This is a genomic window from Methylobacterium gregans, assembly GCF_022179245.1.
Classification (GTDB): Bacteria; Pseudomonadota; Alphaproteobacteria; order Rhizobiales; family Beijerinckiaceae; genus Methylobacterium; species Methylobacterium gregans.
Genome location: NZ_BPQM01000113.1, coordinates 38,782 through 65,248 on the forward strand (window position 1 = coordinate 38,782; position 26,467 = coordinate 65,248).

The 26,467-nt window shown below is 71.1% G+C and carries 23 protein-coding genes and 1 other annotated feature; of the genes, 12 read left to right on the top strand and 11 right to left on the bottom strand.

The annotated features are described in order from the left end of the window. Positions 1-150: 150 nt before the first annotated feature. Positions 151-612, top strand: coding sequence for an Lrp/AsnC family transcriptional regulator (locus MFF54_RS20520; RefSeq protein WP_238305574.1), 462 nt, complete (start codon positions 151-153; stop codon positions 610-612). 31 nt (positions 613-643) lie between these two features. Here MFF54_RS20520 and MFF54_RS20525 read toward each other — a convergent pair whose 3' ends face one another. Both MFF54_RS20525 and MFF54_RS20530 read right to left on the bottom strand, forming a co-directional pair. Further along, a complete protein-coding gene (locus MFF54_RS20525; protein ID WP_238305398.1) occupies positions 644-1,171 on the bottom strand; it encodes a cysteine dioxygenase in 528 nt (175 codons plus the stop codon). Positions 1,172-1,336: 165 nt separating this feature from the next. Beyond that, complete coding sequence (locus tag MFF54_RS20530) at positions 1,337-2,257, bottom strand: LysR substrate-binding domain-containing protein (protein ID WP_238305405.1); 921 nt, start codon at positions 2,255-2,257, stop codon at positions 1,337-1,339. A gap of 173 nt (positions 2,258-2,430) precedes the next feature. On the opposite strand from MFF54_RS20530, the gene MFF54_RS20535 reads away from it, so the two are divergent. From MFF54_RS20535 to MFF54_RS20560, 6 genes are all read left to right on the top strand, one after another. Beyond that, on the top strand, positions 2,431-3,129 hold the full coding sequence (locus MFF54_RS20535) for an orotate phosphoribosyltransferase (RefSeq protein ID WP_238305407.1): 699 nt from the start codon (positions 2,431-2,433) through the stop codon (positions 3,127-3,129). Then, positions 3,126-4,376 carry a hydantoinase/carbamoylase family amidase gene (locus tag MFF54_RS20540; RefSeq protein ID WP_238305409.1) on the top strand — a complete coding sequence of 417 codons (1,251 nt, stop codon included), beginning with the start codon at positions 3,126-3,128 and terminating at the stop codon, positions 4,374-4,376. The genes MFF54_RS20535 and MFF54_RS20540 overlap by 4 nt, the downstream gene beginning before the upstream one ends. 145 nt (positions 4,377-4,521) lie before the next feature. Beyond that, positions 4,522-5,310, top strand: a complete 789-nt coding sequence (locus tag MFF54_RS20545; protein ID WP_238305417.1) for a transporter substrate-binding domain-containing protein — start codon at positions 4,522-4,524, stop codon at positions 5,308-5,310. Between the two features lie 86 nt (positions 5,311-5,396). Then, positions 5,397-6,053: an amino acid ABC transporter permease gene (locus tag MFF54_RS20550; RefSeq protein ID WP_238305419.1), complete on the top strand. Its 657-nt coding sequence runs from the start codon at positions 5,397-5,399 to the stop codon at positions 6,051-6,053. Between the two features lie 96 nt (positions 6,054-6,149). Then, positions 6,150-6,791, top strand: a complete 642-nt coding sequence (locus MFF54_RS20555) for an amino acid ABC transporter permease (protein ID WP_238305421.1) — start codon at positions 6,150-6,152, stop codon at positions 6,789-6,791. Beyond that, positions 6,788-7,615, top strand: a complete 828-nt coding sequence (locus tag MFF54_RS20560) for an amino acid ABC transporter ATP-binding protein (RefSeq protein ID WP_283206303.1) — start codon at positions 6,788-6,790, stop codon at positions 7,613-7,615. Before MFF54_RS20555 ends, MFF54_RS20560 begins: the two co-directional genes overlap by 4 nt. A gap of 95 nt (positions 7,616-7,710) precedes the next feature. On the opposite strand, the gene MFF54_RS20565 is transcribed toward MFF54_RS20560, so the two are convergent. The 8 genes from MFF54_RS20565 to urtA form a co-directional block, all read right to left on the bottom strand. Beyond that, complete coding sequence (locus MFF54_RS20565) at positions 7,711-8,760, bottom strand: aliphatic amidase (RefSeq protein ID WP_238305423.1); 1,050 nt, start codon at positions 8,758-8,760, stop codon at positions 7,711-7,713. Between the two features lie 79 nt (positions 8,761-8,839). Further along, on the bottom strand, positions 8,840-9,157 hold the full coding sequence (locus MFF54_RS20570; RefSeq protein ID WP_238305425.1) for an FmdB family zinc ribbon protein: 318 nt from the start codon (positions 9,155-9,157) through the stop codon (positions 8,840-8,842). A 2-nt stretch (positions 9,158-9,159) separates the two neighbouring features. Then, positions 9,160-10,389 carry a formamidase gene (gene fmdA / locus MFF54_RS20575; protein ID WP_238305427.1) on the bottom strand — a complete coding sequence of 410 codons (1,230 nt, stop codon included), beginning with the start codon at positions 10,387-10,389 and terminating at the stop codon, positions 9,160-9,162. A 117-nt stretch (positions 10,390-10,506) separates the two neighbouring features. Next, complete coding sequence (gene urtE / locus MFF54_RS20580; RefSeq protein ID WP_238305437.1) at positions 10,507-11,253, bottom strand: urea ABC transporter ATP-binding subunit UrtE; 747 nt, start codon at positions 11,251-11,253, stop codon at positions 10,507-10,509. 11 nt (positions 11,254-11,264) lie between these two features. Beyond that, positions 11,265-12,050 (bottom strand): urea ABC transporter ATP-binding protein UrtD, encoded by a 786-nt coding sequence (urtD, locus tag MFF54_RS20585; RefSeq protein WP_238305447.1) that lies wholly within the window; start codon positions 12,048-12,050, stop codon positions 11,265-11,267. A 10-nt stretch (positions 12,051-12,060) separates the two neighbouring features. Beyond that, positions 12,061-13,233, bottom strand: coding sequence for an urea ABC transporter permease subunit UrtC (urtC, locus tag MFF54_RS20590; protein WP_238305463.1), 1,173 nt, complete (start codon positions 13,231-13,233; stop codon positions 12,061-12,063). 11 nt (positions 13,234-13,244) lie between these two features. Beyond that, positions 13,245-14,171: an urea ABC transporter permease subunit UrtB gene (gene urtB / locus MFF54_RS20595; protein ID WP_238305485.1), complete on the bottom strand. Its 927-nt coding sequence runs from the start codon at positions 14,169-14,171 to the stop codon at positions 13,245-13,247. 121 nt (positions 14,172-14,292) lie between these two features. Beyond that, complete coding sequence (gene urtA, locus MFF54_RS20600) at positions 14,293-15,561, bottom strand: urea ABC transporter substrate-binding protein (RefSeq protein WP_238305500.1); 1,269 nt, start codon at positions 15,559-15,561, stop codon at positions 14,293-14,295. 285 nt (positions 15,562-15,846) lie between these two features. Here urtA and MFF54_RS20605 point away from each other — a divergent pair, with 285 nt between their 5' ends. Further along, positions 15,847-19,233 (top strand): hybrid sensor histidine kinase/response regulator, encoded by a 3,387-nt coding sequence (locus MFF54_RS20605; RefSeq protein ID WP_238305521.1) that lies wholly within the window; start codon positions 15,847-15,849, stop codon positions 19,231-19,233. Continuing rightward, entirely contained in the window at positions 19,226-20,137 is a 912-nt protein-coding gene (locus tag MFF54_RS20610) for a response regulator transcription factor (protein WP_238305525.1), read from the top strand. The genes MFF54_RS20605 and MFF54_RS20610 overlap by 8 nt, the downstream gene beginning before the upstream one ends. Before the next feature lie 259 nt (positions 20,138-20,396). Here the strand turns inward: MFF54_RS20610 and MFF54_RS20615 are convergent, their stop codons facing one another. Next, entirely contained in the window at positions 20,397-21,881 is a 1,485-nt protein-coding gene (locus MFF54_RS20615; protein WP_238305528.1) for a SulP family inorganic anion transporter, read from the bottom strand. A gap of 65 nt (positions 21,882-21,946) precedes the next feature. Beyond that, positions 21,947-22,002: a sequence feature (sul1 is cis-regulatory element that is thought to sense ions involved in sulfur or methionine metabolism; They are found in Alphaproteobacteria), on the bottom strand. 268 nt (positions 22,003-22,270) lie between these two features. Between MFF54_RS20615 and MFF54_RS20620 the strand changes: the two genes are divergently transcribed. The 3 genes from MFF54_RS20620 (at position 22,271) to MFF54_RS20630 (ending at position 26,451) form a co-directional block, all read left to right on the top strand. After that, positions 22,271-22,663 (top strand): hypothetical protein, encoded by a 393-nt coding sequence (locus MFF54_RS20620; RefSeq protein ID WP_238305530.1) that lies wholly within the window; start codon positions 22,271-22,273, stop codon positions 22,661-22,663. Positions 22,664-22,774: 111 nt separating this feature from the next. After that, complete coding sequence (locus tag MFF54_RS20625; RefSeq protein WP_238305542.1) at positions 22,775-23,608, top strand: FAD binding domain-containing protein; 834 nt, start codon at positions 22,775-22,777, stop codon at positions 23,606-23,608. An 8-nt stretch (positions 23,609-23,616) separates the two neighbouring features. After that, positions 23,617-26,451: a molybdopterin-dependent oxidoreductase gene (locus MFF54_RS20630; RefSeq protein WP_238305579.1), complete on the top strand. Its 2,835-nt coding sequence runs from the start codon at positions 23,617-23,619 to the stop codon at positions 26,449-26,451. The last annotated feature ends 16 nt before the right edge of the window (positions 26,452-26,467 follow it).

The window sequence follows — 26,467 nt, forward strand, 5'->3', positions numbered from 1 at the left end:
CCATTTGGTGGTTGTTGGGCGTGCACGACCTGCCTGTTCTGTGCGCAGCCGTGCCGTCCATGGGGCAGAACCGAAGATCCGGGCCGAGCCGCCCGACCGCACGACCGACGGATGGCGGTGCGCGGCGGGGAGAGAAGGAGTTTCGCGGTGATCGACGCGGTGGACCGCAGGATCCTGGACGTGCTGCAGCAGGACGCGACGCTGCCGGTCGCGACGATCGCCGAGCGGGTCGGCCTCAGCCCGGCCCCGTGCTGGCGGCGCATCAAGAAGCTCGAGGCGAGCGGCATCATCACGCGCCGCGTGGCGCTGGTCGACCGCCGCAAGGCCAATGTGCCGACGACGGTCTTCGTCGCGGTCAAGGCGCCCCGCCACGCGGCCGAGTGGTCCGAGGCCTTCCGGCGGGTGGTCGAGGGCGTTCCGGAGATCGTCGAGGCGTGGCGGCTGACCGGAGAGATCGACTATCTCCTGCGCATCGTCGTCCCCGACATCGCGACCTACGACGCGGTCTATCAGCGCCTGATCGCGCGGCTCGAATTCTCCAACCTCTCGGCCTCGATCGCCATGGAGGAGATGAAGTTCACCACCGCCGTCCCGACGATCTACATGGCGTAGGCCGTCATGGCGGAGAGGGTCCGGCCGCGCCTCAGGCGGCGACCACCCGGTACTCCCGGTGCACCGACGAGGCGTGGACCGCGTGGTCGAAGCCGTAGACGTGGATCGAGATCGCCTCCTCCGCGCCCGGATTGACGATCTGGTGCAGGTTCGGCCCGGTCGGCATCATGCAGGCGACGTAGCCCTGCGGGCGCGTCGCGTCCGCGGTCGCGACGGCCTCGCTCTCGCTGATCGGACGGAACCAGACCTCCCGGATCGCGCCCCGCCAGACGCCGAAGCAGCAGGAGCAGTGGTGGTCGTGCACCGAGGTCCGCGCGCCCGGGCTCCAGACCATCGCCCAGACGCTGATGCCGCCCCCGCCGAACAGCAGGTTGCGCGCGTAGCCGCCGGGGCGCCGCTCCAGCGTCAGGCCGTCGAGGAGATCGGGGCGTTCCATCAGCGCCCGCAGGGTCCGGCGCGTGGCATCCAGATAGGCGACAGGGGTCCCGCGCGCCGCGAGCGGCAGCGCGGCGAGGAGGTCGGCGCCGCGGGGGGCGTTCGGCTGAACGGCTATCGTCATCCGGGCCTCATGACCGAGCGGTCTTGGATCGTCGGAAGAGACTAGCCCGGGCTCGGTGCGCGGATTTCTCTTTCTCGGCGCGGGATCGCCCGGAGCGCGCAATCCCGCTGCGCGCTTCGGTCCGTTCGCGAAATCCTTTTCGCTGCAGGCGCGGCCCCTTCCGTCTCACGGGAGCGGGGCCTGCGAGGCCAGCAGGAGGCTCACGAGGCGGCCCGCCGGCTGGGACAGGCGCTCGAAGTCGATCGCGTAGATGTTGAGGGTCCGCACGGCCCAGGGATCCGTCAGGATCGCGCCGTGCAGGCGGCGCTCGCCCAGCGCCTGGAAGGCGCCCAGCGCCATCACGCCGATCCCCATGCGGCACTCGATCATCCGGCACATCGCCGAGAGGCTGTCGACCTCGACCCGCTGGCGCAGGCCGCGCCGCGCCTCCCGGGCGGCGCGGGCGAGATGCACCTGCACCGTGCTGCTGCCGCGCATGCCGATCTGCTCGTAGTCGAGCGCGTCCGCGTAAGCGAGGCTGTCCCGGTCCGCCAGCGGATGGTCCGGGTGCATCACCAGCACCAGCCGCTCGGTCCGGTAGGGCAGCGCCTGAAGGGACCCGACCGGCTCGCAGGCGCTGCAGATGCCGAGATCGGCCGCGCGGTTGGCGACGTCGGAGGCGACGCCCTGGCTTCCGCGCTGGCGCAGGTCGATGCGGATGTCCGGGTGCGCGCGGGTGAACGCCGCCATGTCGGCGGGCAGGAACTGCTCGACCGCCGAGGCGCTGGCGCTCAGGCGCACCCGGCCGCGCACGCCGTTGGCGAACTCGCCGAGCTCGCTGCGCAACTGCTCGACCTCGACCAGGATGTTGAGGGCGTGGTGGCGCAACTGCTCGCCGAGGAAGGTCGGACGCACCCCGCGGGCGTGCCGGTCCAGCAGGCTGCCGCCGACCGCCGCCTCCAGCTCGGCGACGCGCCGGCTCAGGGCCGAGGGCGCGATCTGCCCGCGCTCGGCCGCGCGCGCGATGCTGCCGGTCTCGCAGATCAGCACGAACAGTTCGAGGGTTCCAAGGTCGAGCTGGCGCAGGAAGTGGCGGGGCGAGAGCACGGGACGATCCGGGTTTGGCGCTGGCAACCCGCTGGCAAGGCCGGTGCCACGCCGCCGCGAGCCATCGCGTTTCGCGACGGCTCGGCGCATTTTTTGAACTTCTCGCGCCCGCCGCCCGCCGCTTAAGCCTGCCGCGCCACCCGGGCCGCCCGGGTTCCGCGAGTCCAGCCAGCATGCAGACCCCTCCGCAGACGACGATCCTCTCGTCGGCCACCGCGTCCCGCGTCGCCGGGGCCCTGGCCGATCTCGGCGCCGTGCGCCTCGCGGGCGGGCAGCCCTTCATCTACACCTCGGGCTGGGCGAGCCCGGTCTACGTCGACACGCGCCTGCTGATGTCGGACGTGGAGGCACGAACCCGCGTGATGGACATCGCCGCCCGGCACCTGCGCGCGCACGTCGCCGGCCTCGACGCCGGCCTCGACGCCATCGTGGGGGCGGAGAGCACCGGCATCGCCTTCGGGGCCTGGATCGCCGAGCGGCTCGGCCTGCCCTTCCTGTACCTGCGCAAGAAGCCGATGGGCTGGGGCAACGCGGCCCGGCTGGAGGGGCGCCTGCCCGCCGGCGCCCGCGTGCTGTTCGTCGACGACGTCACCACCGACGGCCGCTCGAAGATCGCGGCGGCGGCCGCCCTCCGGCAGAGCGGTACGCGGGTCGCGGACGTGCTGGTGGTCCTCGATTACGGCATCTATCCGGGCAGCGCGGCGCGCCTCGCGGACGAGGGCCTGACGCTGCACGCGCTGACCGACTGGCCGGCCCTCCTCGCCGCTCTGCGGGGGCGGGCGGCGACATCGCCCGAAGCCCTCGCGAATCTCGATGCCTTCACGGCCGATCCGGTGGCGTGGTCGGTGGCCAACGGCGGAGTCGGCGCATGAGCCGGCAGGACGGAATCGCGGCCCGCATCCTCGACGAGGTGGCGGAGCTCTCCCGCGATACGGCCGGCGTCACCCGCGAGGCCTACGGGCCGGGCGAGGAGCGGGCCATGCAGGCGATCGAGCGGCACGCCGACGGGCTCGGCCTCGTCCACGAGCGCGACCGCTTCCAGAACCTCTGGCTGCGCCTGCCCGAGGATTCCCGCACCGCGCCGCCGGTGGTGATCGGCTCGCATCTCGACTCGGTGCCCCAGGGCGGCAATTTCGACGGGCTCGCGGGCGTGCTCGCCGGCCTCCTCGTGCTCGACCGCCTGCGCGGGCGCGCCGACAGCGCCCCGCCGCTTCGCGTCTTGGCGCTGCGCGGCGAGGAGAGCGCGTGGTACGGCAAGGCCTATACGGGCTCGCTCGCCCTCCTCGGGCGCCTGCCGGCGGGCGCCCTGGCGCTGCGCCACCGCTCGGGGAACGGCACCCTCGGCGAGGCGATGGCGCGCTCGGGCGTCGATGTCGACGCGGTCTCCCGCGGCGAGGCCCTGCTCGCGCCGGGCGAGATCGCCGCCTATCTCGAACTCCACATCGAGCAGGGGCCCGTAATGGTGGCGCGGGGCTGGCCGTCGGCCGTCGTCACCGGCATCCGCGGCAACATTCGCCACACCCGCATCCGCTGCCTCGGCGAGGCCGGGCATTCCGGCGCGGTGCCGCGTTGGCTGCGCCGCGACGCCGTGCTGGCGGTGGCCGAGCTCCTCTCCGGCATGGACGAGCACTGGCGGGTCCTGCTCCAGATGGGCGTCGACCTCGTGATGACGGCGGGCATCTGCACCACGGCGGCCGAGTCCCACGCGGTCTCCGTCATCCCGGGCGAGGTCGCCTTCAGCTTCGAGATCCGCAGCCAGGACCCCGAGACGCTGGAGCGCTTCTACGGTCTGTTCCAGGAATCCTGCCGGCAGATCGCGGCGGCCCGCGGCGTCACCTTCGCGTTCGACGCACCCCTGCACACGGCGCCCGCGGCGATGGACGAGGGCTGGATCGCCCGGATCGAGGCGGCGGGCCGCGCCCGGGGAACCCCTGTCGAGCGGATCCCGAGCGGGGCCGGCCACGACGCCGCGGTCTTTGCGGGCGCCGGCATCCCCGCCGGCATGGTCTTCGTGCGCAACGCCAACGGCTCGCACAACCCGCACGAGGCGATGGAGCGCGGCGACCTGCTCGACGGCGTGGCGCTCCTGCTGGGTGCGCTCACCGGGGAAGCCGCCTGACCCCCGCCCGCGCCCCCGCCGGCTGTCGCCCCGGCGCCACAGCCTCGCCGCTGCGGCGCGCCGACCCGGCCTTCGGGCGGGCGCTGCCCATCTGTCGCACGGCCCTTGCATAGGGGCCGTGTCCTACACGAGAGAGTGATCGACGATGCGTCTGTCCAAACGCGGGCTCCTGCTCGCCCTCGCGCTGACCCCGCTGCTCGCGGGCGCCGCGGTCGCGCAGAACCAACTCGCCACCATCACCGAGACCAAGGTCGTCAAGATCGGCGTCCCGACCGATTACCCGCCCTACGGCTTCGTCGGCGTGGACCTGCAGCCGATGGGGCTCGACGTGGACGTCGCCAACCTCATCGGCGCCAAGCTCGGCGCGAAGGTCGAGCTCGTGCCCGTGGTCAGCGCGAACCGCATCCCCTACCTGCAGACCCGCAAGATCGACCTCATCGTCTCGACGCTGGGCAAGAACGAGGAGCGGCAGAAGATCATCGACTTCAGCGTCGCCTACGCGCCCTTCTACCAGGGGATCTTCGCCCCGAAGAGTACGAGCATCAAGAGCTTCGACGATCTCGCCGGCAAGACCGTCGCGGTGACCCGCGGCGCGATGGAGGACGAGATGCTGGCCAAGGTCGCGCCGGCGGCGACCGTGGTACAGCGCTTCGAGGATCAGGCGGCCACCACCGCGGCCTTCGCGGCCGGCCAGACCCAGGCGATCGCCACCAGCGTCTCGAATATCGGCGTCCTGAGCCGCAAGAACCCGAATCTCGGCGCCGATTACAAGCTGCTCCTGCGCGACAGCCCCTGCTTCGTCGGGATCGCCAAGGGCGAGGACGCCCTGCGCGCCCGGGTCAACGAGATCCTGCTCGCCGCCAAGGCCGACGGCACCCTCGAGGCGCTCGCGCAGAAATGGCTGAAGCGCGGCACGGGCGACCTGCCGCTCTGAGACCGCTCCGGCGGGGCGCACCGGCGCGCGCCCCGCCTCTCTCCGCCGCCTCTCTCCGCCGCCCCTCCCCGGCCAACCCGGACCCCATGTCGTTCGATTTCCTGAGCATCCTCGCCCAGTGGCCGCTCCTCCTGCGGGGCGCCGCCTGGACGATCGGCCTCACCGCGCTGGCGACCCTGTTCGGCGCGACGCTCGCCGTCGCGGGCGCCTGGGCGCGCAGCCAAGGGCCCCGGCCGCTCGGCTGGCTCGTCGGCGCCTATGTCGAGCTGATCCGCAACACGCCCTTCATCGTGCAGCTCTTCTTCATCTTCTTCGGCCTGCCGGAACTCGGCATCCGGCTCTCCCCGGGCGTCGCGTCGGTCTGCGCGATGACGATCAATCTCGGCGCCTACGCCACCGAGATCCTGCGGGCGGGCATCGAGGCGACGCCCCGGGGACAGATCGAGGCGGCCCAGAGCCTCGCCCTGTCGCGAACACAGATCTTCCTGCACGTCGTGCTGCCGCCGGCCCTCAAGACCGTCTGGCCCGCCCTGGTCAGCCAGATCGTCATCGTGATGCTGGGCTCGGCGGTCTGCAGCCAGATCTCGACCGAGGAGCTGAGCTACGCCACCAACCTGATCCAGAGCCGGAACTTCCGCGCCTTCGAGGCCTACATCGTCGGCACGCTGGGCTATCTCGGCCTCGCGATCCTCCTGCGCCACCTCCTCAACTGGGCGGGACCCCGCTTCCTGTTCGGGCGCTAGGGCGCTCTCCGCCGCGGGGGATGCCGGTTCGGCGCGCGAGAGCGCGTCGAGGCCAGCTCCGGCGCCGGATCCTCATTCCTCCGGGATCGCTGTTCGATGGTCGACTTCACCCTCTGGGACATCCTGCGCAACCTGCTCCTCGCCGCGCGCTGGACCCTGCTCCTCTCGCTCATCGCCTTCGTGGGCGGCGGTGTCGTCGGTCTCGCGCTCCTCGTCCTCCGGCTGGCGGGCCGCCCGGGCACCGGCCGGATCGTGGGCGCCTATGTGCAGCTGTTCCAGGGCACGCCGCTCCTGATGCAGCTCTTCCTGCTCTATTTCGGGCTGGCGCTCGCGGGGCTCAACACCTCGGCCTGGCTCGCGGCCGCGGTGGCGCTCACCCTCTACGCCTCGGCCTATCTCACCGAGATCTGGCGCGGCTGCGTCGCGGCGATCCCCCGGGGCCAGTGGGAGGCCTCGGCGAGCCTCGCGCTGAGCTTCGGCCAGCAGCTCCGCCACGTCATCCTGCCCCAGGCCCTGCGCATCGCGGTCGCGCCGACCGTGGGCTTCCTGGTGCAGGTCGTCAAAGCCACCGCGCTGGCCTCGGTGATCGGCTTCGTCGAGCTGACGAAGGCCGGCGGCCTGATCGCCAATGTCAGCTACGAGCCCCTGCTGACCTACGGCTGCGTGGCGCTCCTCTACTTCGCGATCTGCTTCCCCATCAGCCAGCTCGCCCGCCTGCTCGAAAGGACCCTGCGATGAGCGCCACCCTCCAGGCCGCGCCGGCCCCGACGGCCGGGCCCGTGCCCCGCGGCGATGCCGGGGCCCACACCCAGGTCGGCGCCCCGATCCTGCGCATCACGGCCCTGCGCAAGTCCTACGGCGCGCACGAGGTTCTGAAGGGTATCGACCTCGACGTCGCCCGCGGCGAGGTCGTCGCGATCATCGGCAAGAGCGGCTCGGGCAAGAGCACGCTCCTGCGCTGCATCAACGGCCTGGAAGTCTTCCAGCAGGGTTCGCTGATCGTCGACGGGCGCCATCTCCTCCACGACAACCCGAAGGCCATGCGCGAGCTGCGCCAGGGCGTCGGCATGATCTTCCAGAGCTTCAACCTCTTTCCCCACCTCACGGTCGGCCAGAACGTGATGCTCGCCCCCCATCTGGTGAAGCGGCGCGGGCGGGCGCAGAACGCGGAGCGGGCGCGCGCGCTCCTGGCGCGGGTGGGCCTCTCGGAGAAGTTCGACGCGATGCCCGACAAGCTCTCGGGCGGTCAGCAGCAGCGCGTCGCCATCGCGCGGGCGCTGGCGATGGATCCCGCCATCATGCTGTGCGACGAGATCACCAGCGCGCTCGACCCCGAGCTCGTCGGCGAGGTGCTGCGCGTGGTGGAATCCCTCGCGGACGAGGGCATGACCCTGCTGATGGTCACCCACGAGATGAGCTTCGCCCGCAAGGTGGCCGACCGGGTCATCTTCATGCACCAGGGCCTCGTCCACGAGATGGGCCCGCCCGAGACGATCTTCGGCGCCCCGCAGACCCCGGAGCTGCGCCAGTTCCTCGGCCTGATGGAGGGTTCGGCCGCCTGACGGCACGTCCGGCCGATCGCCCCGGATCCCGAGACCGCCCCTCCCCCGCCCGGGCCGCGGGGTGCGCGGCCCACGGCCCCGCGAGCGCGGCTCCGTCAGGGATCGGGTGGGCCTTCGCCCTGGCCGACGAAGGGGATGCCCGCGACCGGGCATTCCGCGGTGCCCACGCTCTGGCGGGTGATGGCGCGGACGGCGTCGCGGGTGGCGTCCGGGTCCTCGATCCAGCGGCGATAGAAGTCGTAGGGGCATTCCGACAGGCCGTGCCGGTTCTCCTTGGAGTTGATCATGCCCGTGTAGCCGCGGTGCAGGAGCTTGAAGAGGTGGTTCTCGGACTGGCCGTGGGCCCGGAAGTCGCGGATCAGGAACTTCGACAGGGCCGCGTACTGGATGCCCATCTCCTCCTCGCCGCATTCGCCGAGCGTGCGTCCGTCGAAACCGATCAGCGCCGAGTGGCCGAAATAGGTGTAGACGCCGTCGAAGCCGGCGGCGTTGGCCACCGCCACGTAGGTGTTGTTGGCGAAGGCCATCGCCTTCGAGATGACGATCTGCTGCTCCTTGGCCGGATACATGTAGCCCTGGCAGCGGACGATCAGCTCGGCCCCCCGCATGGCGCAGTCGCGCCAGATCTCCGGGTAGTTGCCGTCGTCGCAGATGATCAGGCTGACCTTCAGTCCTTTCGGACCGTCCGAGACGTAGGTCCGATCGCCCGGATACCAGCCCTCGATCGGCGTCCAGGGCATGATCTTGCGGTACTTCTGCACGATCTCGCCCTGGTCGTTCATCAGGATCAGGGTGTTGTAGGGCGCCTTGCGGGGATGTTCCTCGTGGCGCTCGCCGGTCAGCGAGAACACGCCCCAGACCTTGGCCTCCCGGCAGGCCGCGGCGAAGATCTCGGTTTCGGCACCCGGGATGGCCGAGGCGGTCTCGTACATCTCCGCGGCGTCGTACATGATGCCGTGCGTCGAGTATTCGGGGAAGATCACGAGGTCGAGCCCGGGCAGGCCCGACTTCATGCCGACGATCATCCGGCCGATCGCCCGGGCGTTCTCCAGGACCTCGGCCCGGCTGTGCAGGCGGGGCATCTTGTAGTTCACGACGGCGACGCCGACGCTGTCCTGGCTGGACGAGATGTCTCCGTGCATCATGGTGTCGCTCCTCCGCATCTGCTGGCCGCACGCCCCTCCCCCTCCCGCTTCGCGGCGGCACGGAAGGGGGGAGGCGGCGTCAGTGGCTGATCATCCAGGGCCGCGCGTTCGGGAAGCTCTTGGCGGGCAAGCTCTGGGACGCCGCCTTCCGCGGCGCGCAGCAGCCGCAGCCCGCCCCGTGGCTCCCCGAGCGCCGCGGCGCGTGGCGGCTGCGCTCGTTGGTGGCGTGGGCGGCCCTCTGTGCCGGATCGAGCCCCGAGAGGCGCGGCGCGGTGAGGAAGGCCCGGCGACAGGCCGCCCCGCAATCGGGGCAGTCGTGCGGGTGCTGGAACTCGGCCATCGGCCGCATCACCGTGAACGGGCCGCAGGCCTCGCAGGCGTAGTCGTAGACCGGCATGATCAGAGATCCGGCGAGAGCGGCATCTGGATCGAGCCGTCGAGGAACTTCGTCGGCCCGGCGGCGCTCGGATTGATGTCGAACTCGAAGATCTTCGTCGGAATCCAGAGCGTCGCGCAGGCGTTCGGGATGTCGACCACGCCCGAGATGTGGCCCTGGACCGGCGCGGTGCCGAGGATCGAGTAGGCCTGCGCGCCGGAATAGCCGAACTTCTTCAGGTACTCGATCGCGTTGAGGCAGGCCTGCCGGTAGGCGACGTGGACGTCGAGGTAGTGCTGTTTGCCCCACTCGTCGACCGAGATGCCCTCGAAGATCAGGTAGTCGTCGTATTGCGGCGTGATCGGCGACGGCTTGAAGATCGGGTTCTTGATCCCGTACTTGGCCATGCCGTCCTTGATCAGGTCGACCTTGAGATGGACCCAGCCCGCCATCTCGATGGCGCCGCAGAAGGTGATCTCGCCGTCGCCCTGGCTGAAATGGAGGTCGCCCATCGAGAGGCCGGCGCCCGGCACGTAGACCGGGAAGTAGATCTTCGAGCCCCGCGACAGGTCCTTGATGTCGCAATTGCCGCCGTGCTCGCGCGGCGGCACGGTGCGGGCGCCCTCGCCGGCGGCCTTGTCCCGCGCCTCGCCCTTGAGGCGGCCCATATGGGCGGTCGGCCCGAACGGCACGGTGCCGAGCGCCGGCACCCGCTCCGGATCGGTATTGACGAAGGCGATCTCGCGCTCGTTCCAGGTCGAGAGCAGCTTCGGGTCGGGCAGGCAGCCGATCAGGCCGGGATGGATCAGGCCGGGGAAGCGCACGCCCGGGATGTGGCGGGACTTGGTGAACATCCCCTCGAAGTCCCAGATCGACTTCTGCGCCTGCGGGAAGTGCTCGGTGAGGAAGCCGCCGCCGTTCTTCTTCGAGAAGAAGCCGTTGAAGCCCCACTGGCTCTCGGGCTTGGCGCCGATGTCGAGCAGGTCGACCACCAGGAGGTCGCCGGGCTCTGCGCCCTCGACGCCGATCGGACCCGAGAGGAAGTGCACGATCGAGAGGTCGATGTCGCGCACGTCGTCGGCGGAATCGTTGTTCTTGATGAAGCCGCCGGTCCAGTCGTAGGTCTCGACGATGAAGTCGGCCCCCGGCTTTACATAGGCGACCATCGGGATGTCCGGGTGCCAGCGGTTGTGCACCATGTCGTTGTCGTAGGCCGACTGGCTCAGATCGACCTTGATCAGCGTCTCGGGCATGTTCTTTCGTCTCCAGCTCCCTGTCCGCCGGGGGCGGACGCCTTCCGCTATCCGCCGGGGGCGGACGCCTTCCGCGCGGGGCGCGCGCGAACTTCGCCGTCGGCCGTCCGGGCCCTCTCAGACCGAGAGGAAGCGGGCGACCTGCGCCTCGTCGATGTCGGCGCGCAGGCTCTCGTGGACGATCGCGCCGTTCTCGATGACGAGCACCCGGTCGGCCACGTCCATCGCGAAGCTCAGCACCTGCTCGGAGACGACGATGGAGAGCCCGCGCGCGTCGCGGATCGCCTTCAGGGTGCGGCCCATCTCGCGGATGATCGAGGGTTGGATACCCTCCGTCGGCTCGTCGAGGAGGAGCACCTTCGGCCGGCTCGCGAGCGCCCGCGCGATGGCGAGCTGCTGCTGCTGGCCGCCCGAGAGGTTGCCTCCGCGCCGGTCCTTCATCTCGAGGAGCACCGGGAACATCGCGTAGAGGTCTTCGGGCACCCGCCGCGCGCCCGTGACGGTCAGCCCCGTCTCGATGTTCTCCTGCACCGTCATGGTGGAGAAGATCATCCGCCCCTGCGGCACGTAGGCGAGGCCGCGGGCGACGCGGGCGTGGCTCTTCAGCCCGGTGACGTCGTGGCCGTCGATCGCGATCGTGCCGGAGGTCGCGGGCAGGATCCCCATCAGGGTCTTCATGAGCGTGGACTTGCCCATGCCGTTGCGGCCCATCACCGCGACGATCTCGCCGGGCGCCACCGCGATGTCGAGGCCGTGCAGGACCTCGCTCTGCCCGTAGGCCGCGTGGAGGCCGCGGATCGCCAGCATGGCGGGGGCGGCCGGCGTCACGTCCGGAGGCGGCGGCGCGGGGACGGTCTGCAGCATCTGCGGCTCCTCTAATGGCCGAGATAGACTTCGATCACCTTGGGGTCGTTCTTGACGCGCTCCATCGAGCCCTCGGAGAGGACCCGGCCCTGGTGCAGCACGGTGACCCGGTGGGCGATGTCCTCGACGAACTTCATGTCGTGCTCGATCACCAGCACCGAGCGGCCCCGGATGATCTGGTTGAGGAGCTCGGCGGTCTTCACCCGCTCGCCGACGCTCATCCCGGCCACCGGCTCGTCGAGCATCAGGAGTTCCGGGTCCTGGATCAGCAGCATGCCGATCTCCAGCCACTGCTTCTGGCCGTGGCTCAGGAACTCGGCCCGCTCCGCGAGGTGGTCCTTGAGGAAGATCGTCTCGGCGATCTCGTGGATGCGCTCGCGCACCGCGGCGTCCCGCCGGAAGGTCAGCGCGCCCAGCACCGAGCGCCCGCGCGGATAGGAGATCTCCAGGTTCTCGAACACGGTGAGGTCGTCGTAGATCGACGGCGTCTGGAACTTGCGGCCCACGCCCGCCTGGACGATCGCGCTCTCGGAGAGCCGCGTCAGCTCCTGGCCCTTGTACCGGATCGAGCCGGAACTCGCCCGTGTGCGCCCGCAGATCAGGTCGAGTACCGTGGTCTTGCCGGCCCCGTTCGGGCCGATGATCACCCGGATCTCGTCCGGATCGACGTAGAACGAGACGTCGTTGACCGCCTTGAACCCGTCGAAGGAGACGGTGAGCGCCTCGACCGCCAGGAGGTAGTCGGGCGCGGCCGAGGCGGCGCCGATAACGGGGGAGGCGAGGAGCGCGGCGTTCATCGGGGAATCCTCAGGCGGCCGGGGCGCCGTGGGGCGGAGCGATCGCGGGCGGGGGCGCCCGCAGGCCCTTCACCCGGCGGGTCAGGCGCGGCTCGATCCGCTCGCGCCAGAGACCGGCGAGCCCGTTCGGGAAGGCCAGCACCACGGCGATGAACAGGGCGCCGAGGCCGAACAGCCAGAGCTCGGGGAAGCTCTCGGAGAACGTGGTCTTGGCCCAGTTGACGAGCAGCGTCCCCCAGACCGCGCCGAACAGCGACAGGCGCCCGCCGACCGCCGTGTAGATCACCATCTCGATCGAGGGCACGATGCCCACGAAGGAGGGCGACATGAATCCGACCTGGAGGGTGAACAGCGCGCCGCCGATCGCCGCGAAGGCGGCGGCCAGGCAGAAGGCGAAGACCTTGAAGCCCGCCACCGAGTAGCCCGAGAACCGGACCCGGTCCTCCTTGTCGCGCAGGGCGACGAGGATGCGCCCGAGCTTCGAGCGCTTCACGTACTGCGCCGCCAGGATGCAGGCGATGAGAAGCCCGCCGTTGACGAAGTACAGCACGGTCTTGGCGTGGTCGGTCCGGATGTCCCAGCCGTGGAGCGTGCGCAGGTCCGTGATGCCGTTGATGCCGCCCGTGTAGCCCTGCTGGCCGACGATCAGGATCGTCAGGATCGCGGCGATGGCCTGGGTGATGATCGCGAAATAGGTGCCGCCGACCCGGCGCTTGAACATCGCCAGCGAGATCACGAGGGCGAAGAGCACCGGCACCGCCACCACGAGGATCAGGGTGAGCGGCAGGCTCCGGAAGGGCTGCCAGAACCAGGGCAGCGCCGTGATCTGGTTCCAGTCCATGAAGTCGGGGATCCCCGGCGTCGACTGGATCTTCGTGTTCTCGACGCTCGAGGCTTCGAGCTTCAGGTACATCGCCATGCAATACCCGCCGAGGCCGAAGAACACGCCCTGGCCGAGCGACAGGATGCCGGCATAGCCCCAGCAGATCACGAGGCCGAGCGCCACGAAGGCGTAGGTGAGATACTTGCCGACGAGGTTGAGCCGGAACCCGTCGAGCACGAGCGGCAGCACGACGAGGATCACGGCGGCGAGCAGGATGAGACTCAGCCACTCCACCGGCTTCATGAAGGGGTTGTCGTTGACCGTGACGGATTTCGTCAGCGCCTGGACGGGGTTCGTCATCGCGGGACTCCTCAGCGCCGGACCTTGAGGGTGAACAGCCCCTGCGGCCGCAGCATCAGGATGCCGACCACGGCGAGCAGGGTGAGCACCTTGGCCATCGAGCCGGAGAGGAAGAATTCGAGCGTCGACTGGGTCTGGGAAATCGAGAAGGCCGAGGCGATGGTGCCGACGAGGCTTGCCGCACCCCCGAAGACCACGATCAGGAAGGTGTCGACGATGTAGAGCTGGCCCGAGGTCGGCCCCGTGGAGCCGATCATCGTGAAGGCCGAGCCCGCGACGCCCGCGATGCCGCAGCCGAGGCCGAAGGTGGTGCGATCGACCTTGTCGGTATCGATGCCGACGGCGCCCGCCATGGCGCGGTTGGCCATCACGGCGCGCATCTGCTGGCCGAAGCGCGAGCGGAAGATCAGCAGCGCCACCGCGCCGGTGATCAGCAGGGTGACGGCCATCACGAACAGGCCGTTGATCGGCACCTCGATCGTGTCGGTGACTTGAACCGAGCCGATCAGCCAGGCGGGCAGCTCGACGCCGACCTCGCGCGCGCCGAAGATCGAGCGGTAGGCCTGCTGCAGGATCAGCGACAGGCCCCAGGTGGCGAGCAGCGTGTCGAGGGGCCGCTTGTAGAGGAAGCGGATCAGGCCCCACTCGACCAGCATGCCGAGCGCGCCCGAGGCCAGGAAGGCGAGGCCCATCGCCACGAAGAAGTAGATCGGGAACAGGCTCGGCAGGTAGGACTGGAAGAACGTCGAGCACAGATAGGTGACGTAGGCCCCGAGGATCATGAACTCCCCGTGCGCCATGTTGATCACGCCCATCTGGCCGAAGATGATCGCGAGCCCCAGCGCCATCAGCAGGTAGACGGAGAACAGGATCAGGCCGGCGAAGCCCTGCATCGCGAAGATCGCGCCGAGATCGCCGAGGGAATAGTCGCCGAACATGCCGTCACGGGCCTCCAAGACGGGGCGGAAGCGGAGGGCGGCGTCGCCCTCGGGATGTGTCGCGCGGTGCTTCCCGGACGCGCTCCCTCCCCCCGCGGAGGAGGAGGGACGATCGCGGCGCCTACTGGTACCCCTTCGGGAAGGGATCCGGCTTGATCAGCTCGGGGCTGGTGTAGACGATCTCGAACTGGCCGTCGGTCTTGGCCCGGCCCACCCGGGTCTTCGACCAGAGGTGATGGTTCGGGTCGATCTTCACGTAGCCCTCGGGGGCGGCCGTGAACTCGATGCCGGGGGAGGCGGCCACCACCTTGTCCACGTCGAAGGAGCCCGCCTTCTCGCAGGCCATCTTCCACAGGAAGGGCCCGAGATAGGCCGCCTGGGTCACGTCGCCGATGACGGTCTTCTCGCCCCACATCTTCTTGAAGGCGGCTACGAACGCCTTGTTGTTCTCGTTCTCGATCGACTGGAAGTACTTCATGCAGGCATAGGCGCCGGCGATGTTCTCGCCGCCGATTCCGTCGATCTCGTCCTCGGTGACCGAGATCGTGATCAGCACCTGCTTCGAGAGGTCGATGCCCGCGGCCTTGAGCTGCTTGTAGAAGGCCACGTTCGAGCCGCCGACCACGTCGGTGAAGATCACCTTCGGCTTGGTGAGCTTGATCTTGTTGATCACCGAGTTGAACTGCGTGTGGCCCAGCGGGAAGTACTCCTCGCCGACAACCTTGCCCTTGAGCACGTTCTCGACGTGCTTGCGGGCGATCTTGTTCGAGGTGCGCGGCCAGATGTAGTCCGAGCCGATGAAGTAGAAGGTGTCGCCGCCCTTCTCCTTGTGCACCCAGTCGAGGCCGGCGAGGATCTGCTGCGTCGCCTCCTGGCCGGTGTAGAAGACGTTCTTCGACTGCTCCAGGCCCTCGTAGAAGGTCGGGTAGTACAGCAGGCCATTATACTGCTCGAATACCGGCAGCACCGCCTTGCGGGAGGCCGAGGTCCAGCAACCCATCACCGCCGCGCACTTGTCGTTGACGAGGAGCTTCTTGGCCTTCTCGGCGAAGGTCGGCCAGTCGGAGGCGCCGTCCTCCTGGATGATCTTGATCTTGCGGCCGAGCACGCCGCCCGCCTCGTTGATCTGGGCGATCGCGAGCTTCTCGGCCTGTTGCGCCCCGGTCTCCGAGATCGCCATCGTGCCGGTGACCGAGTGCAGGATGCCGACCGTGACCTCGCTGTCCGTCACCGCGAGCCCGGTGGTGTTGACCGCCGCGGTCGGGGCCGCGGCCCGCGCGGGCCCCGGCAGCAGCGCCAGCGCCGGGAGACCGGCCATTCCCATGAGCAGCCTGCGCCGCAGCGGCGAGCGCAGGCCCGAATCCGAGCCCGTATCGGTGTCGTCTGCCATCGTGCCTGACCCCGTGGACGTCCGGCGGCCTTGGAAGCGCACCTCGGAAAGGGTGGCCGCGGATCGACGGGGTCAGGCTAGGGCGGGTGCCGCAGTGCGGCCTATACGCTGTTTTGCGTATGGCCGGGCCTTTGCGTGCGCGTCACAGTCGATCCGTCTATTCAAGGGACCGATGGTAGCCAGGGCTGAGAATTCGGGCCGCGTCTTGGCGACTCGCGACGCACGTTGCATCGCACGCGCGACAGTATTCGCGTGTCCGCGCGAGCCGGCCCGGATCCGCGACCGATGAGCGGCTCGCAGCGCATCATCCCGATCCGGCGCGACTACAACCGCTTCGTGGCCGACGAGACGCTCGAGGATTACGCCCTGCGCTTCACCGCCAAGAAGGCGCGGCGCTGGTCGGGCATCGCGGTCGCCCAGACGGCGCTCGGCTCGGTCTCCTTCCTGGCGCTGGAGGCGATCGGCGGTACCCTGGTGCTCGCGGCCGGGTTCACGAACGCGCTGGCGGCGATCCTCCTCGTCGGGCTGATCATCTTCGCCACCGCCGTGCCGATCACCGTCTATGCCGCCCGCTACGGCGTCGACATGGACCTGCTCACCCGCGGGGCCGGCTTCGGCTATCTCGGCTCGACCGTGACCTCGCTGATCTACGCGAGCTTCACCTTCCTGTTCTTCGCCATCGAGGCGGCGATCATGGCCCTGGCGCTGGAGCTCTGCTTCGGGCTGCCGCTCGGGCTCGGCTACCTCGTCTGCGCGGGCGCGGTGATTCCCCTCGTCGTCTACGGCATCCGCCTGATCAGCCGCTTCCAGATCTGGACGCAGCCGCTCTGGATCGGCCTCAGCCTGCTGCCGCTCGCCTGCATCGCCGCGCAGGACCCGCCCGCCCTCCGGGCGCTCGCCGCGTTCCCGGGCCTCGACGGCGGCGGGGGCGGGTTCGACCTCGTGCGCTTCGGGGCCGCGACCGGCGTGCTGCTCGCGCTCCTGGCCCAGGTCGGCGAGCAGGTGGATTTCCTGCGCTTCGTCCCGGAGCCCGCATCCCCGCGCGACCGGCGCTGGTGGCTGGCGGTGTTGGCGGGGGGCGCGGGCTGGATCCTGCCCGGCATCCTCAAGATCCTGCTCGGCGCGGGCCTCGCGGTGCTCGCTCTCGCGCACGGCGTCCCGCCGGACGAGGCGGCGGAGCCGACGCAGATGTACCGGGTCGCCTTCGGCTACGTGGCGGGCGCGGACAGCCGGGCGGCGCTGCTGCTGATGGGCGCCTTCGTCCTCCTCTCGCAGCTCAAGATCAACCTGACCAACGCCTATGCGGGCTCGATCGCGTGGTCGAACTTCTTCTCGCGGCTCACGCACAGCCATCCGGGCCGGGTGGTCTGGCTCGTCTTCAACGTCGCCATCGCCGTGCTGCTGATGATGCTCGGCATCGACAAGACGATCGAGAGCACCCTGCCCCTCTACGCCTGCGTCGTCTCGGCCTGGGTCGGGGCGCTCGCCGCCGACCTCGCGCTCAACAAGCCGCTGGGCCTGTCCCCGCCCGGCATCGAGTTCAAGCGGGCGCATCTCTACGCGGTCAACCCGGTGGGCACGGGGGCGATGCTGCTGGCGCTCACGGCGGGCTGCCTCGCCCATTTCGGCCTGCTGGGGCCGGTGCTCCAGGCCTTCGCCCCGATGCTCACGCTCGCCATCGCCTTCTGCGCGGCGCCCGTCATCGCCTGGGCGACGGGCGGGCGCTGGTACCTCGCGCGCCGGCCGCGGCGGGACTGGGGCCTGGGCGAGGTCACCTGTCGGGTCTGCGAGCTGCCCTTCGAGGGCGAGGACATGGCCCATTGTCCGGCCTACGACGCCCCGATCTGCTCGCTCTGCTGCTCCCTCGACGCGCGCTGCGGCGACCTCTGCAAGCCGCACGGCCGCCTGGAGGCCCAGGCCCAGCACGTGCTCGGCCGCGTCCTGCCGGCCCGCACCGCCGCCTGGATCGGCGCCCCGCTCGGCCGCTACCTCGCGGTGATGCTGACGCTCTGCGCGATGATCGGCCTGATCCTCGGCATCGTGCATGCGGGGGCGAGCCTCGCCCATCCGGAGCATCGCGAGATCCTGCGCGCGGCGCTGACCAGCGTGTTCTTCACCCTCGTGGTCATCCTCGGCGTCGTCGCGTGGCTGTTCGTGCTGGCGCAGGAGAGCCGGCGCGTCGCCCAGGCCGAGACCCGGCGCCAGACGGCCCTCTACGAGGCCGAGATCGCCGCACACCGGGTCACCGACGCGAAGCTGCAGGAGGCCAAGGAGCGGGCGGAGGCCGCCAACCACGCCAAGAGCCGCTACGTCGTCGGGCTGAGCCACGAGCTGCGCACGCCGCTCTCCACCGTGCTCGGCTACGCGCAGCTCCTCGAGACCGACCCGGCGATCCCGGCGGCCCGGCTCAACGGCATCCGGGTGATCCGGCGCAGCGCCCAGCACCTCTCGGGCCTGATCGACGGGCTGCTCGACATCTCGCGGATGGAGGCGGGCCGCCTGCAGATCAACCGCGACGAGGTCCGGCTCGCGGACTTCCTCGACCAGCTCGCCGACATGGTCCGTCTCCAGGCCCGCGAGGCCGGGCTCGACTTCCGCTTCACCCGGCCCGAGATCCTGCCGCAGGTCGTCGCCACCGACGAGAAGCGCCTGCGGCAGGTGCTGCTGAACCTCCTGTCGAACGCCATCAAGTTCACCCCGCGCGGCACCGTCTCCCTCGACCTGAGCTACCGCAGCCAGGTCGCGGTCTTCACGATCCGCGATACCGGGCCCGGCATCCCGGAGGCGGACCGCGCCCGGATCTTCGAGCCCTTCGAGCGCGGCTCGACGCCCGCCGCCCGCAACACGCCCGGGACCGGGCTCGGGCTCACCATCGCCAACCTGCTGGCGCAGCTCCTCGGCGGCGAGATCGGGCTCGCGGCCGCGCCCGGCGGGGGGACAGAGGCGCGCCTGCGCCTGATGCTGGCCGCGGTGCACCGGCCCGCGCCCGCGCTCATCCTCCCGGCGCCGGTGCTGCCGCCCGCGGCGCGCGCCTATGCGGGGCCGCGCCGGACCGTCCTCGTGGTCGACGACGATCCCGCGCACCGCGTCCTGATGCGGGCCATCCTCGAACCGCTCGGACTCGCGGTGCGCGAGGCCGGAACGGGGGCGGACTGCCTCGCGGCCGTGGCCGCGGGGGACGGCATCGACCTGATCGTCCTCGATATCGCGATGCCGGGCCTGAGCGGCTGGGACGTGGCGGCGACCTTGCGCGCCCGCGGCCATGATGGGCCGATCGCCATGATGTCGGCCAACGTGCACGAGCTCGGGCCCGCGCGGGGCGGCAGCCCGCCCCACGACGCGATCCTCGCCAAGCCCTTCGCCCTGCGCGACGTGCTCGACCGGGTCGGCGCGCTGCTGCGCCTCGACTGGCCGGACGCCGCGGCGGCGCCCCTCCCGGCTGTCCCGGCGCACGATCCCGATTCCGCGGCGCGCCCCGGCGCCGCGCCTATCGCGGAGCTGCTGCGGCTCGGCCGGATCGGACATATCCGGGGGATCGAGGCGAAGCTCGCGGCGCTGGAGGCGGAGGGGGCCACGCCGCCGGCCTTCGTGGCGCGGATGCGCGGCCTGATCGCCGGCTACGATCTGCGCGGCTACCTCGCGGTCCTCAAGGAGCTCGCCGGCGATGACTGAACTCGGTCGCGACGTGGTCCTCGTCGTCGACGACTCGCCCGACACCCTGAGCTTCCTGACCGAGGCGATCGAGCGTTCCGGCGCGACGGTGCTGATCGCGGTGGGGGGCGACCTCGCGCTGGCGCTCGTCGACGAGGTCACCCCCGACGTGATCCTGCTCGACGCGGTGATGCCCGGCCTTGACGGGTTCGAGACCTGCCGCCGCCTCAAGGCGAAGCCGCATTTGGCCGCCGTGCCCGTCATCTTCATGACGGGTCTTCGCGAGACCGAGCACATCGTGGAGGGGCTCAATGCCGGCGGGGTCGACTACGTCACGAAGCCGATCGCGCCCGACGAGCTCCTGGCCCGCATCCGCACCCATCTCGCCGGCGCACGGTCGGCGCGCAGTGCCCGCACCGCGCTCGACACGATGGGGCGGACCCTCCTGGCGGTGTCCGCGGATGGAAAGGTTCTATGGTGCACGCCGCAGGCCGGATCGATCCTGGCAGCCATCGCTCCGACGACCGCCGGCGCCCTCTCCCTGCCCCCCGAGGCCGTCGACTGGCTGCGGGCCTGCCTCGCCGGATCGACCTCCACCGCCCTGATCCTGAAGGGATGCGGTGAGCCTTCCCACACCCTCGGCTTCGTCGGGCGAACGGCGGAGGAGATCCTGCTGCGGCTGTCGCGGGACGAGCCGGTCCTCAGTCCTGAGCGCTTGCGCGCGAGCCTTCCCGTCACGGCGCGAGAGGCGGACGTGCTGTTCTGGTTGTCTCAGGGCAAATCGAGCCGCGACATCGGAGACATCCTGGGGCTCAGTCACCGAACCGTGACCAAGCATCTGGAGGCCATCTACGCGAAACTCGGTGTCGAGAACAGAACCGCAGCGTCGTTGATCGCCAACCGGTATTTGCAGAGGGGTGGCTGATCGAAGATCGATGCTGTCAGGCGTGGCGACGGGCTGGACATCTCGCTTCCGGTGCGGCGCAGGCTGTGCCGGCCGTGATTCCATGGCCCTCAAGGATAATCGGGCACGCGTGCGGGCCTCCGAGGCCCAGGGTGGCGATACCGAGTGGCCCGAGCCGGCGACGCGCGCGAGACTCGGCCCCACCATGTGAACGCTGCGAAGCCGCGGGCTCCGATCCGCCCGCGTCGGCCCGCTCGGTCAGGATCTCGACGGTCTCGCCTCAGTGCGCCGCTCGCGTCGCGGACGCGTCCGGCTTGTCGTGCGTCCCGAAGCGCTCGACCATCGTGGCGCTCGCCGCGTTGAGGCCGATGACTTGGACGGCCCGCCCCTGGCGCCGGGCGCGCAGCACCACGCCGTCGAGCGCGCCGATCGCCGAGATGTCCCAGAAGTGCGCGGCCTGCACGTCGATGACGAGCCGGTCCACCGGCTCCAGCACGTCGATGGCCTCCGCGAAGGCCCCGGCCGAGGCGAAGAACACCTGCCCGGTGACCCGGTAGGTGCGCGTGCGGCCGTCCTGGGAGAGCGCGGAGGCCACGTGGCTCATCCGCGAGACCTTGCCCGCGAAGAACACGCCCGACAGCAGCACGCCGACGAGGACGCCGATCGCCAGATTGCCCGTCGCCACCACCATCGTGACGGTCGCGAGCATCACGCCCGACGACGAGGGCGGGTTCGTGCGCAGCTGCGCGATCGAGCGCCAGGAGAAGGTGTTGATCGAGACCATGATCATGACGGCCGTGAGCGCCGCCACCGGCACGAGGGCGAGCAGATCCTGGAGCGCCACGAGGAGCACGAGGAGGAAGGCGCCGGCGACGAGGGTCGAGAGCCGGCCGCGCGCGCCCGAGGAGACGTTGATCACGGACTGGCCGATCATCGCGCAGCCGCCCATGCCGCCGAACACGGCGGAGGCCATGTTGGCGAGCCCCTGCCCGACGCATTCCCGGCTCTTGTTGCTCGGGGTGTCGGTCATCTCGTCCACGATCTGGGCGGTGAGCAGACTCTCGAGCAGGCCGACCGCCGCGAGCGCGGCCGCATAGGGCAGGAGGATGCGCAGGGTCTCGAACGTGAGCGGCACCTGCGGCAGCGCGACGTGCGGCAGGGCCGAGGGCAGGGCGCCGAGATCGGCGACGCGCCGCACGTCGAGCCCGAGGGCGGCGGTCAGCGCGGTCAGGACCACGATGGCGACGAGGGGCGCGGGGACGGCGCGGGTCAGGCGCGGCAGGCCGTAGATGATGGCGAGCCCGAGCACGATCAGGCCGTAGGTGGCGGCCGGCACGCCGTGCAGCTCGGGAAGCTGCGCCAGGAAGATGAGGATGGCGAGCGCGTTGACGAAGCCGGTCATGACGGAGCGCGAGACGAAGCGCATCAGGCGTCCGAGCCTGAGCAGCCCGGCGACGATCTGGATGAGGCCCATCAGGATCGTGGCGGCGAAGAGATACTGGACGCCGTGATCGCGCACGAGGTCGACCATGATCACGGCGGTCGCGGCGGTGGCGGCCGAGATCATGGCCGGGCGTCCGCCCGTGAAGGCGATGACGCAGGCGATGACCACGGAGGCGTAGAGGCCGACCTTCGGATCGACGCCGGCGATCACCGAGAAGCCGATGGCCTCCGGGATGAGCGCCAGCGCGACCACGATGCCGGAGAGGATGTCGGCGCGCGGGTTCGCGAACCAGCCGCGCAGGGGCGAGGTGAGAGCAGACATGATGGGTTCCGCAACGGGACGCGCGTCCGCCACAGGGGCGACGATGAGACGCGTCAGGTCGTTTGCGTGGTCCGGCGGATCGGCGGCCGGAAGAGCCACCCGGGCTTTCACCGGGTCCTTGCGAATGCCCCTCCCTAGCGGATGTGCGTGCTGCAATGCAACGACCGCAGCCCGCTTGAGCGAGAGTCCGCACGCGCGAAGGCGCTCGAATCGTCCTGACCCCGATGGCCGTCGCGGGTCTCGGCCCAGGCGGGTCTCGGTCCAGGCGGCGGCCACCCTATCGACATCCCGCGCGATCCCCTGGCAGGATGCCGTGAGGCCGGACCTGCCGGCCCCGGTTCGCGGGCGCCGGCCCATCGCTCCGGGGAACCCGCACGGGAGAGCATCGGATGCGCGTTCTGCTCGTGGGCTATGAGCCGGAGGTGGTCGACTTCTCTGACCCGGCGCTGCCGCCCGGTCTCGACGCCGAGAAGATCCGCCACGGGATCCAGGTGGCTCTGGAGGAGATGCGCGGCCGCGGCTGGACGGCCGAGGACTGCCTCGTCCGGCCCGACGATCAGGCCGGTCCCGCCCTGAAGGCGAAGCTCGCCTCCGGCGCCTTCGACTGCCTCGTGATCGGCGCCGGTATCCGGGCCTGGCCGCGCCATCTCTCCGTGTTCGAACGCATCCTCAACGCGGCCCGGGAAGCGGCACCGACGGTCCCCATCGCCTTCAACACGCGTCCGGAGGACAGCGCGGAGGCGGTCGAGCGCGTCTGCGGCGGGCAGCCGACCGCCGGATGACCTCTCCCTCGACCTCTCGCCGCCGGGCAGGGCCGCGGGCGGATCGGCGCCTTCGGCACGCCTCCCGGCGCCCAGCAGGGGGCTGGATGGGAACTTGCAAGGCGGCCTTCGATGGATCTCGACACGATCACCACCGTCCTGAGACCGCGCCGCCTCGATGAGCTGCCCGCCGGGGGCACGGGCGATCCTTGGCGCGCGGGCGATGCCTGGCTCGCGGGCGGCACCTGGCTGTTCTCCGAACCGCAACCCGGGCTGGACCGGCTGATCGATCTCTCCGCCCTCGGCTGGCCGGCGGCCGAGATCTCCGAGGCGGGCCTGCAGCTCTCGGCGACGGGCACCATCGCCGCGCTCGACCGGCTCGTCCTGCCGAAGGACTGGATCGCCGCGCCCCTCGTCGGGCAGTGCTGCCGGGCGCTGCTCGGTTCGTTCAAGATCTGGAACCGGGCGAGCGTCGGCGGCAACCTCTGTCTGGCCCTGCCGGCGGGACCGATGATCGCGCTGACGGCGGCCCTCGACGGCATCTGCGTGCTGCACCGGCCCGGCGGCGCTGAGCGGCGCCTGCCCGTCACCGATTTCGTGCTCGGGCCGCAGCGTACGGCGCTCGAGCCCGGGGAGATCCTGCGCTGCATCGACCTGCCGGCGGCGGCGCTCCGGCGGCGCACGGCCTTCCGCCGCATCGCGCTCTCGCCCGGCGGGCGCTCCGGCGCGCTGGTCATCGGAACGCGCGCCCGCGAAGGCGGCTGCGCGCTGACCGTGACGGCCGCGACGCCGCGCCCGGTGCGGCTGCCCTTCCCTGACCTGCCGACGGCCGCGGCGCTGCAGGAGGCCATCGCCGCCGCGATCCCCGCGGGGGGCTGGTACGACGACGTCCACGGTGCGCCGGACTGGCGCCGGCACGTGACGGGGCTTCTCGCCGAGGAGATCCGGGTGGAACTCGCCCGATGAGGCTCACGATGCGGCTCACCGTCAACGGGCAGGCCCACGAGGCGGCGGCGCATCCCGGCCAGTGCCTGCGCACGCTGCTCAGGGAGCTCGGCTGGTTCGGGGTCAAGAAGGGGTGCGATGCGGGCGATTGCGGCGCCTGCACGGTCCATCTCGACGGCGAGCCGGTCCATGCCTGCCTCGTGCCGGCCTTCCAGGCCGAGGGGCGCGACGTGACCACGATCGAGGGCTTGGGCGGTTCCTGCGCGCCGGGCGATGGCGTGCCCGAGCGGCTTCATCCGATGCAGGAGGCGTTCTGCGCGGGCCAGGGCTTCCAGTGCGGCTTCTGCACGCCCGGCATGATCATGACGGCCGCCGCCCTCGACCAGGGCCAGCGGCAGGATCTCGGCGCCGCGCTCAAGGGCAATCTCTGCCGCTGCACCGGCTACCGGGCGATCCGCGACGCCGTGGCCGGGATCGCCCACGCCGACATGCCCGAGGAAGGGGCCGAGGAAGCGCGCGGGGGTGGTCCGGTCGGCCGCAACCTGCCCGCCCCGGCGAGCCGCGCCGTGGTCTCCGGCCGGGCGGCCTACACCTTCGACTGCGCCGTGCCGGGCCTGCTGCACCTGAAGGTGCTGCGCGCGCCCCACGCCCATGCCCGGATCCGGCATATCGACCAGGCGGCGGCTCTGGCCGTGCCGGGGGTGGTCGCGGTGTTCACGCACGCGGACGCGCCGCGCCGCCGCTTCTCGACCGGGCGCCACGAGAACCCCCTGGACGACGCAGCCGACACGGCCGTGCTCGATCCCGTGATCCGCTTCCACGGCCAGCGCGTCGCCGCGGTGGTCGCCGAGAGCGCGGCGGCGGCCGCGGCGGGCGTGCGGGCGCTGCGGGTGGATTACGACGTGCGGCCCGCCGTCTTCGACCCCGAGACGGCGCTGCACCCGGACGCGCCTCTGGTCCACGATCCGGACGACCGCGACCCGCCCCAGCCCGGCGCGGACGCGCCGCCGCTCCTCGCGCACCCGAACCTCGCGGCCGAGGCGCATGGTGACATCGGCGATGTCGAGGCGGGCTTCCGGCAGGCGGACCGCATCCACGAGGCGGAGTACGTCTCGCAGCGGGTGCAGCACGTGCATCTCGAAACGCACGGCGCGCTCGGCTGGCTCGATGCCGACGGCCGGCTGACCCTGCGCTCCTCGACGCAGGTGCCTTTCCTGACGCGCGCCGCCCTGTGCCGCCTGTTCGACCTCGACCGGGACCGCGTGCGCGTGCTCTGCGGCCGCGTCGGGGGCGGCTTCGGCGGCAAGCAGGAGATGCTGACCGAGGATCTCGTGGCGCTCGCCGTGCTGCGGACCGGCCGCCCGGTCTCCTACGAGATGACCCGCGAGGAGAATTTTTCCGCGGCGACGACGCGCCATCCGATGCGGGTGCGGGTGAAGGTCGGCGCGCGGGCCGACGGGCGCCTCACCGCGCTCTCGCTCAAGGTGCTTTCGAACACCGGCGCCTACGGCAACCATGCCGGCGGCGTGCTCCACCACGGCTGCAACGAGAGCATCGCCGCCTATGCCTGCCCGAACAAGCGGGTGGAGGGCTACGCCGTCTACACCCACACCCTGCCGGCCGGAGCCTTTCGCGGCTACGGCCTGAGCCAGACGATCTTCGCCGTCGAGTCGGCGCTGGACGAGCTGGCCCGGGATCTCGGGATCGACGCCTTCGCGATGCGCCGCCTGAACGCGGTGCGGCCGGGCGACCCGATGGTGTCGACGAGCCTGGAGCCGCACGACGTCGTCTACGGCTCCTACGGGCTCGACCAGTGCCTCGACCTTGCCGAGGCCGCGCTCGCCGCCGACGCCGGCCAGGCGCCCCCGGGGCCGGATTGGCTGGTCGGCCAGGGCATGGCGATGGGCATGATCGACACGATCCCCCCGCGCGGCCACGTCGCCCACGCCCGCATCCGCCTGGAGCCGGACGGCGCCTACGCGCTCTCCGTCGGCACCGCCGAGTTCGGCAACGGCACCAGCACCGTGCACGGGCAGATCGCCGCCGCGGCGCTGGGTACCACGCCCGACCGCATCCGCCTCCTCCAGGGCGACACCGACGCCGTCGCCCACGATACCGGCGCCTACGGCAGCACCGGCACCGTGGTCGCGGGCCAGGCGAACTTCCGCGCGGCCCAGGCGCTGGCCGACAGGCTCTGCGCCGCGGCGGCCGAGCGGACCGGCGCCGCGCCCGCCGATTGCCGCCTGACCCGGGACGGGGTCGAGACCCCCGCCGGGCGCGTCCCCCTCGCCGACCTCGCCGCGAGTGCGGCGTTCGAGGCGGTGGGCGAGGCCGACGGCAGCCCGCGCTCGGTCGCCTTCAATGTCCAGGCGTTCCGCGTCGCCGTGCATCCGCGGACGGGCGAAATCCGCATCCTCCGGAGCATCCAGGCGGCGGATGCCGGCACCGTGATCAACCCGATGCAGTGCCGCGGGCAGATCGAGGGCGGGGTCGCCCAGGCGCTCGGCGCGGCCCTCTACGAGGATTACCGCTTCGACGCGGCGGGCGCCGTCCTCACCCGGACGCTGCGGAACTACCACATCCCGGCGCTCGCCGACGTGCCGGTGACGCAGGTTCTGTTCGCCGAGACCCGCGACACGGTCGGCCCCCTCGGCGCCAAGTCGATGAGCGAGTCGCCCTACAACCCCGTGGCCGCCGCGCTCGGCAACGCGATCCGCGACGCGACCGGTGCACGGCTCACCGCGACGCCGTTCGCCCCCGATCGGATCTTCCGGATGATCATGGCGGCGCGCGAGACGGCGTCGGCGAGCGGGCCGGCCCCGTGCACGCCGCGCGAGGGCGGCACACGCTCCGGCCCGGCATGATCCGGATCGGTGCCGG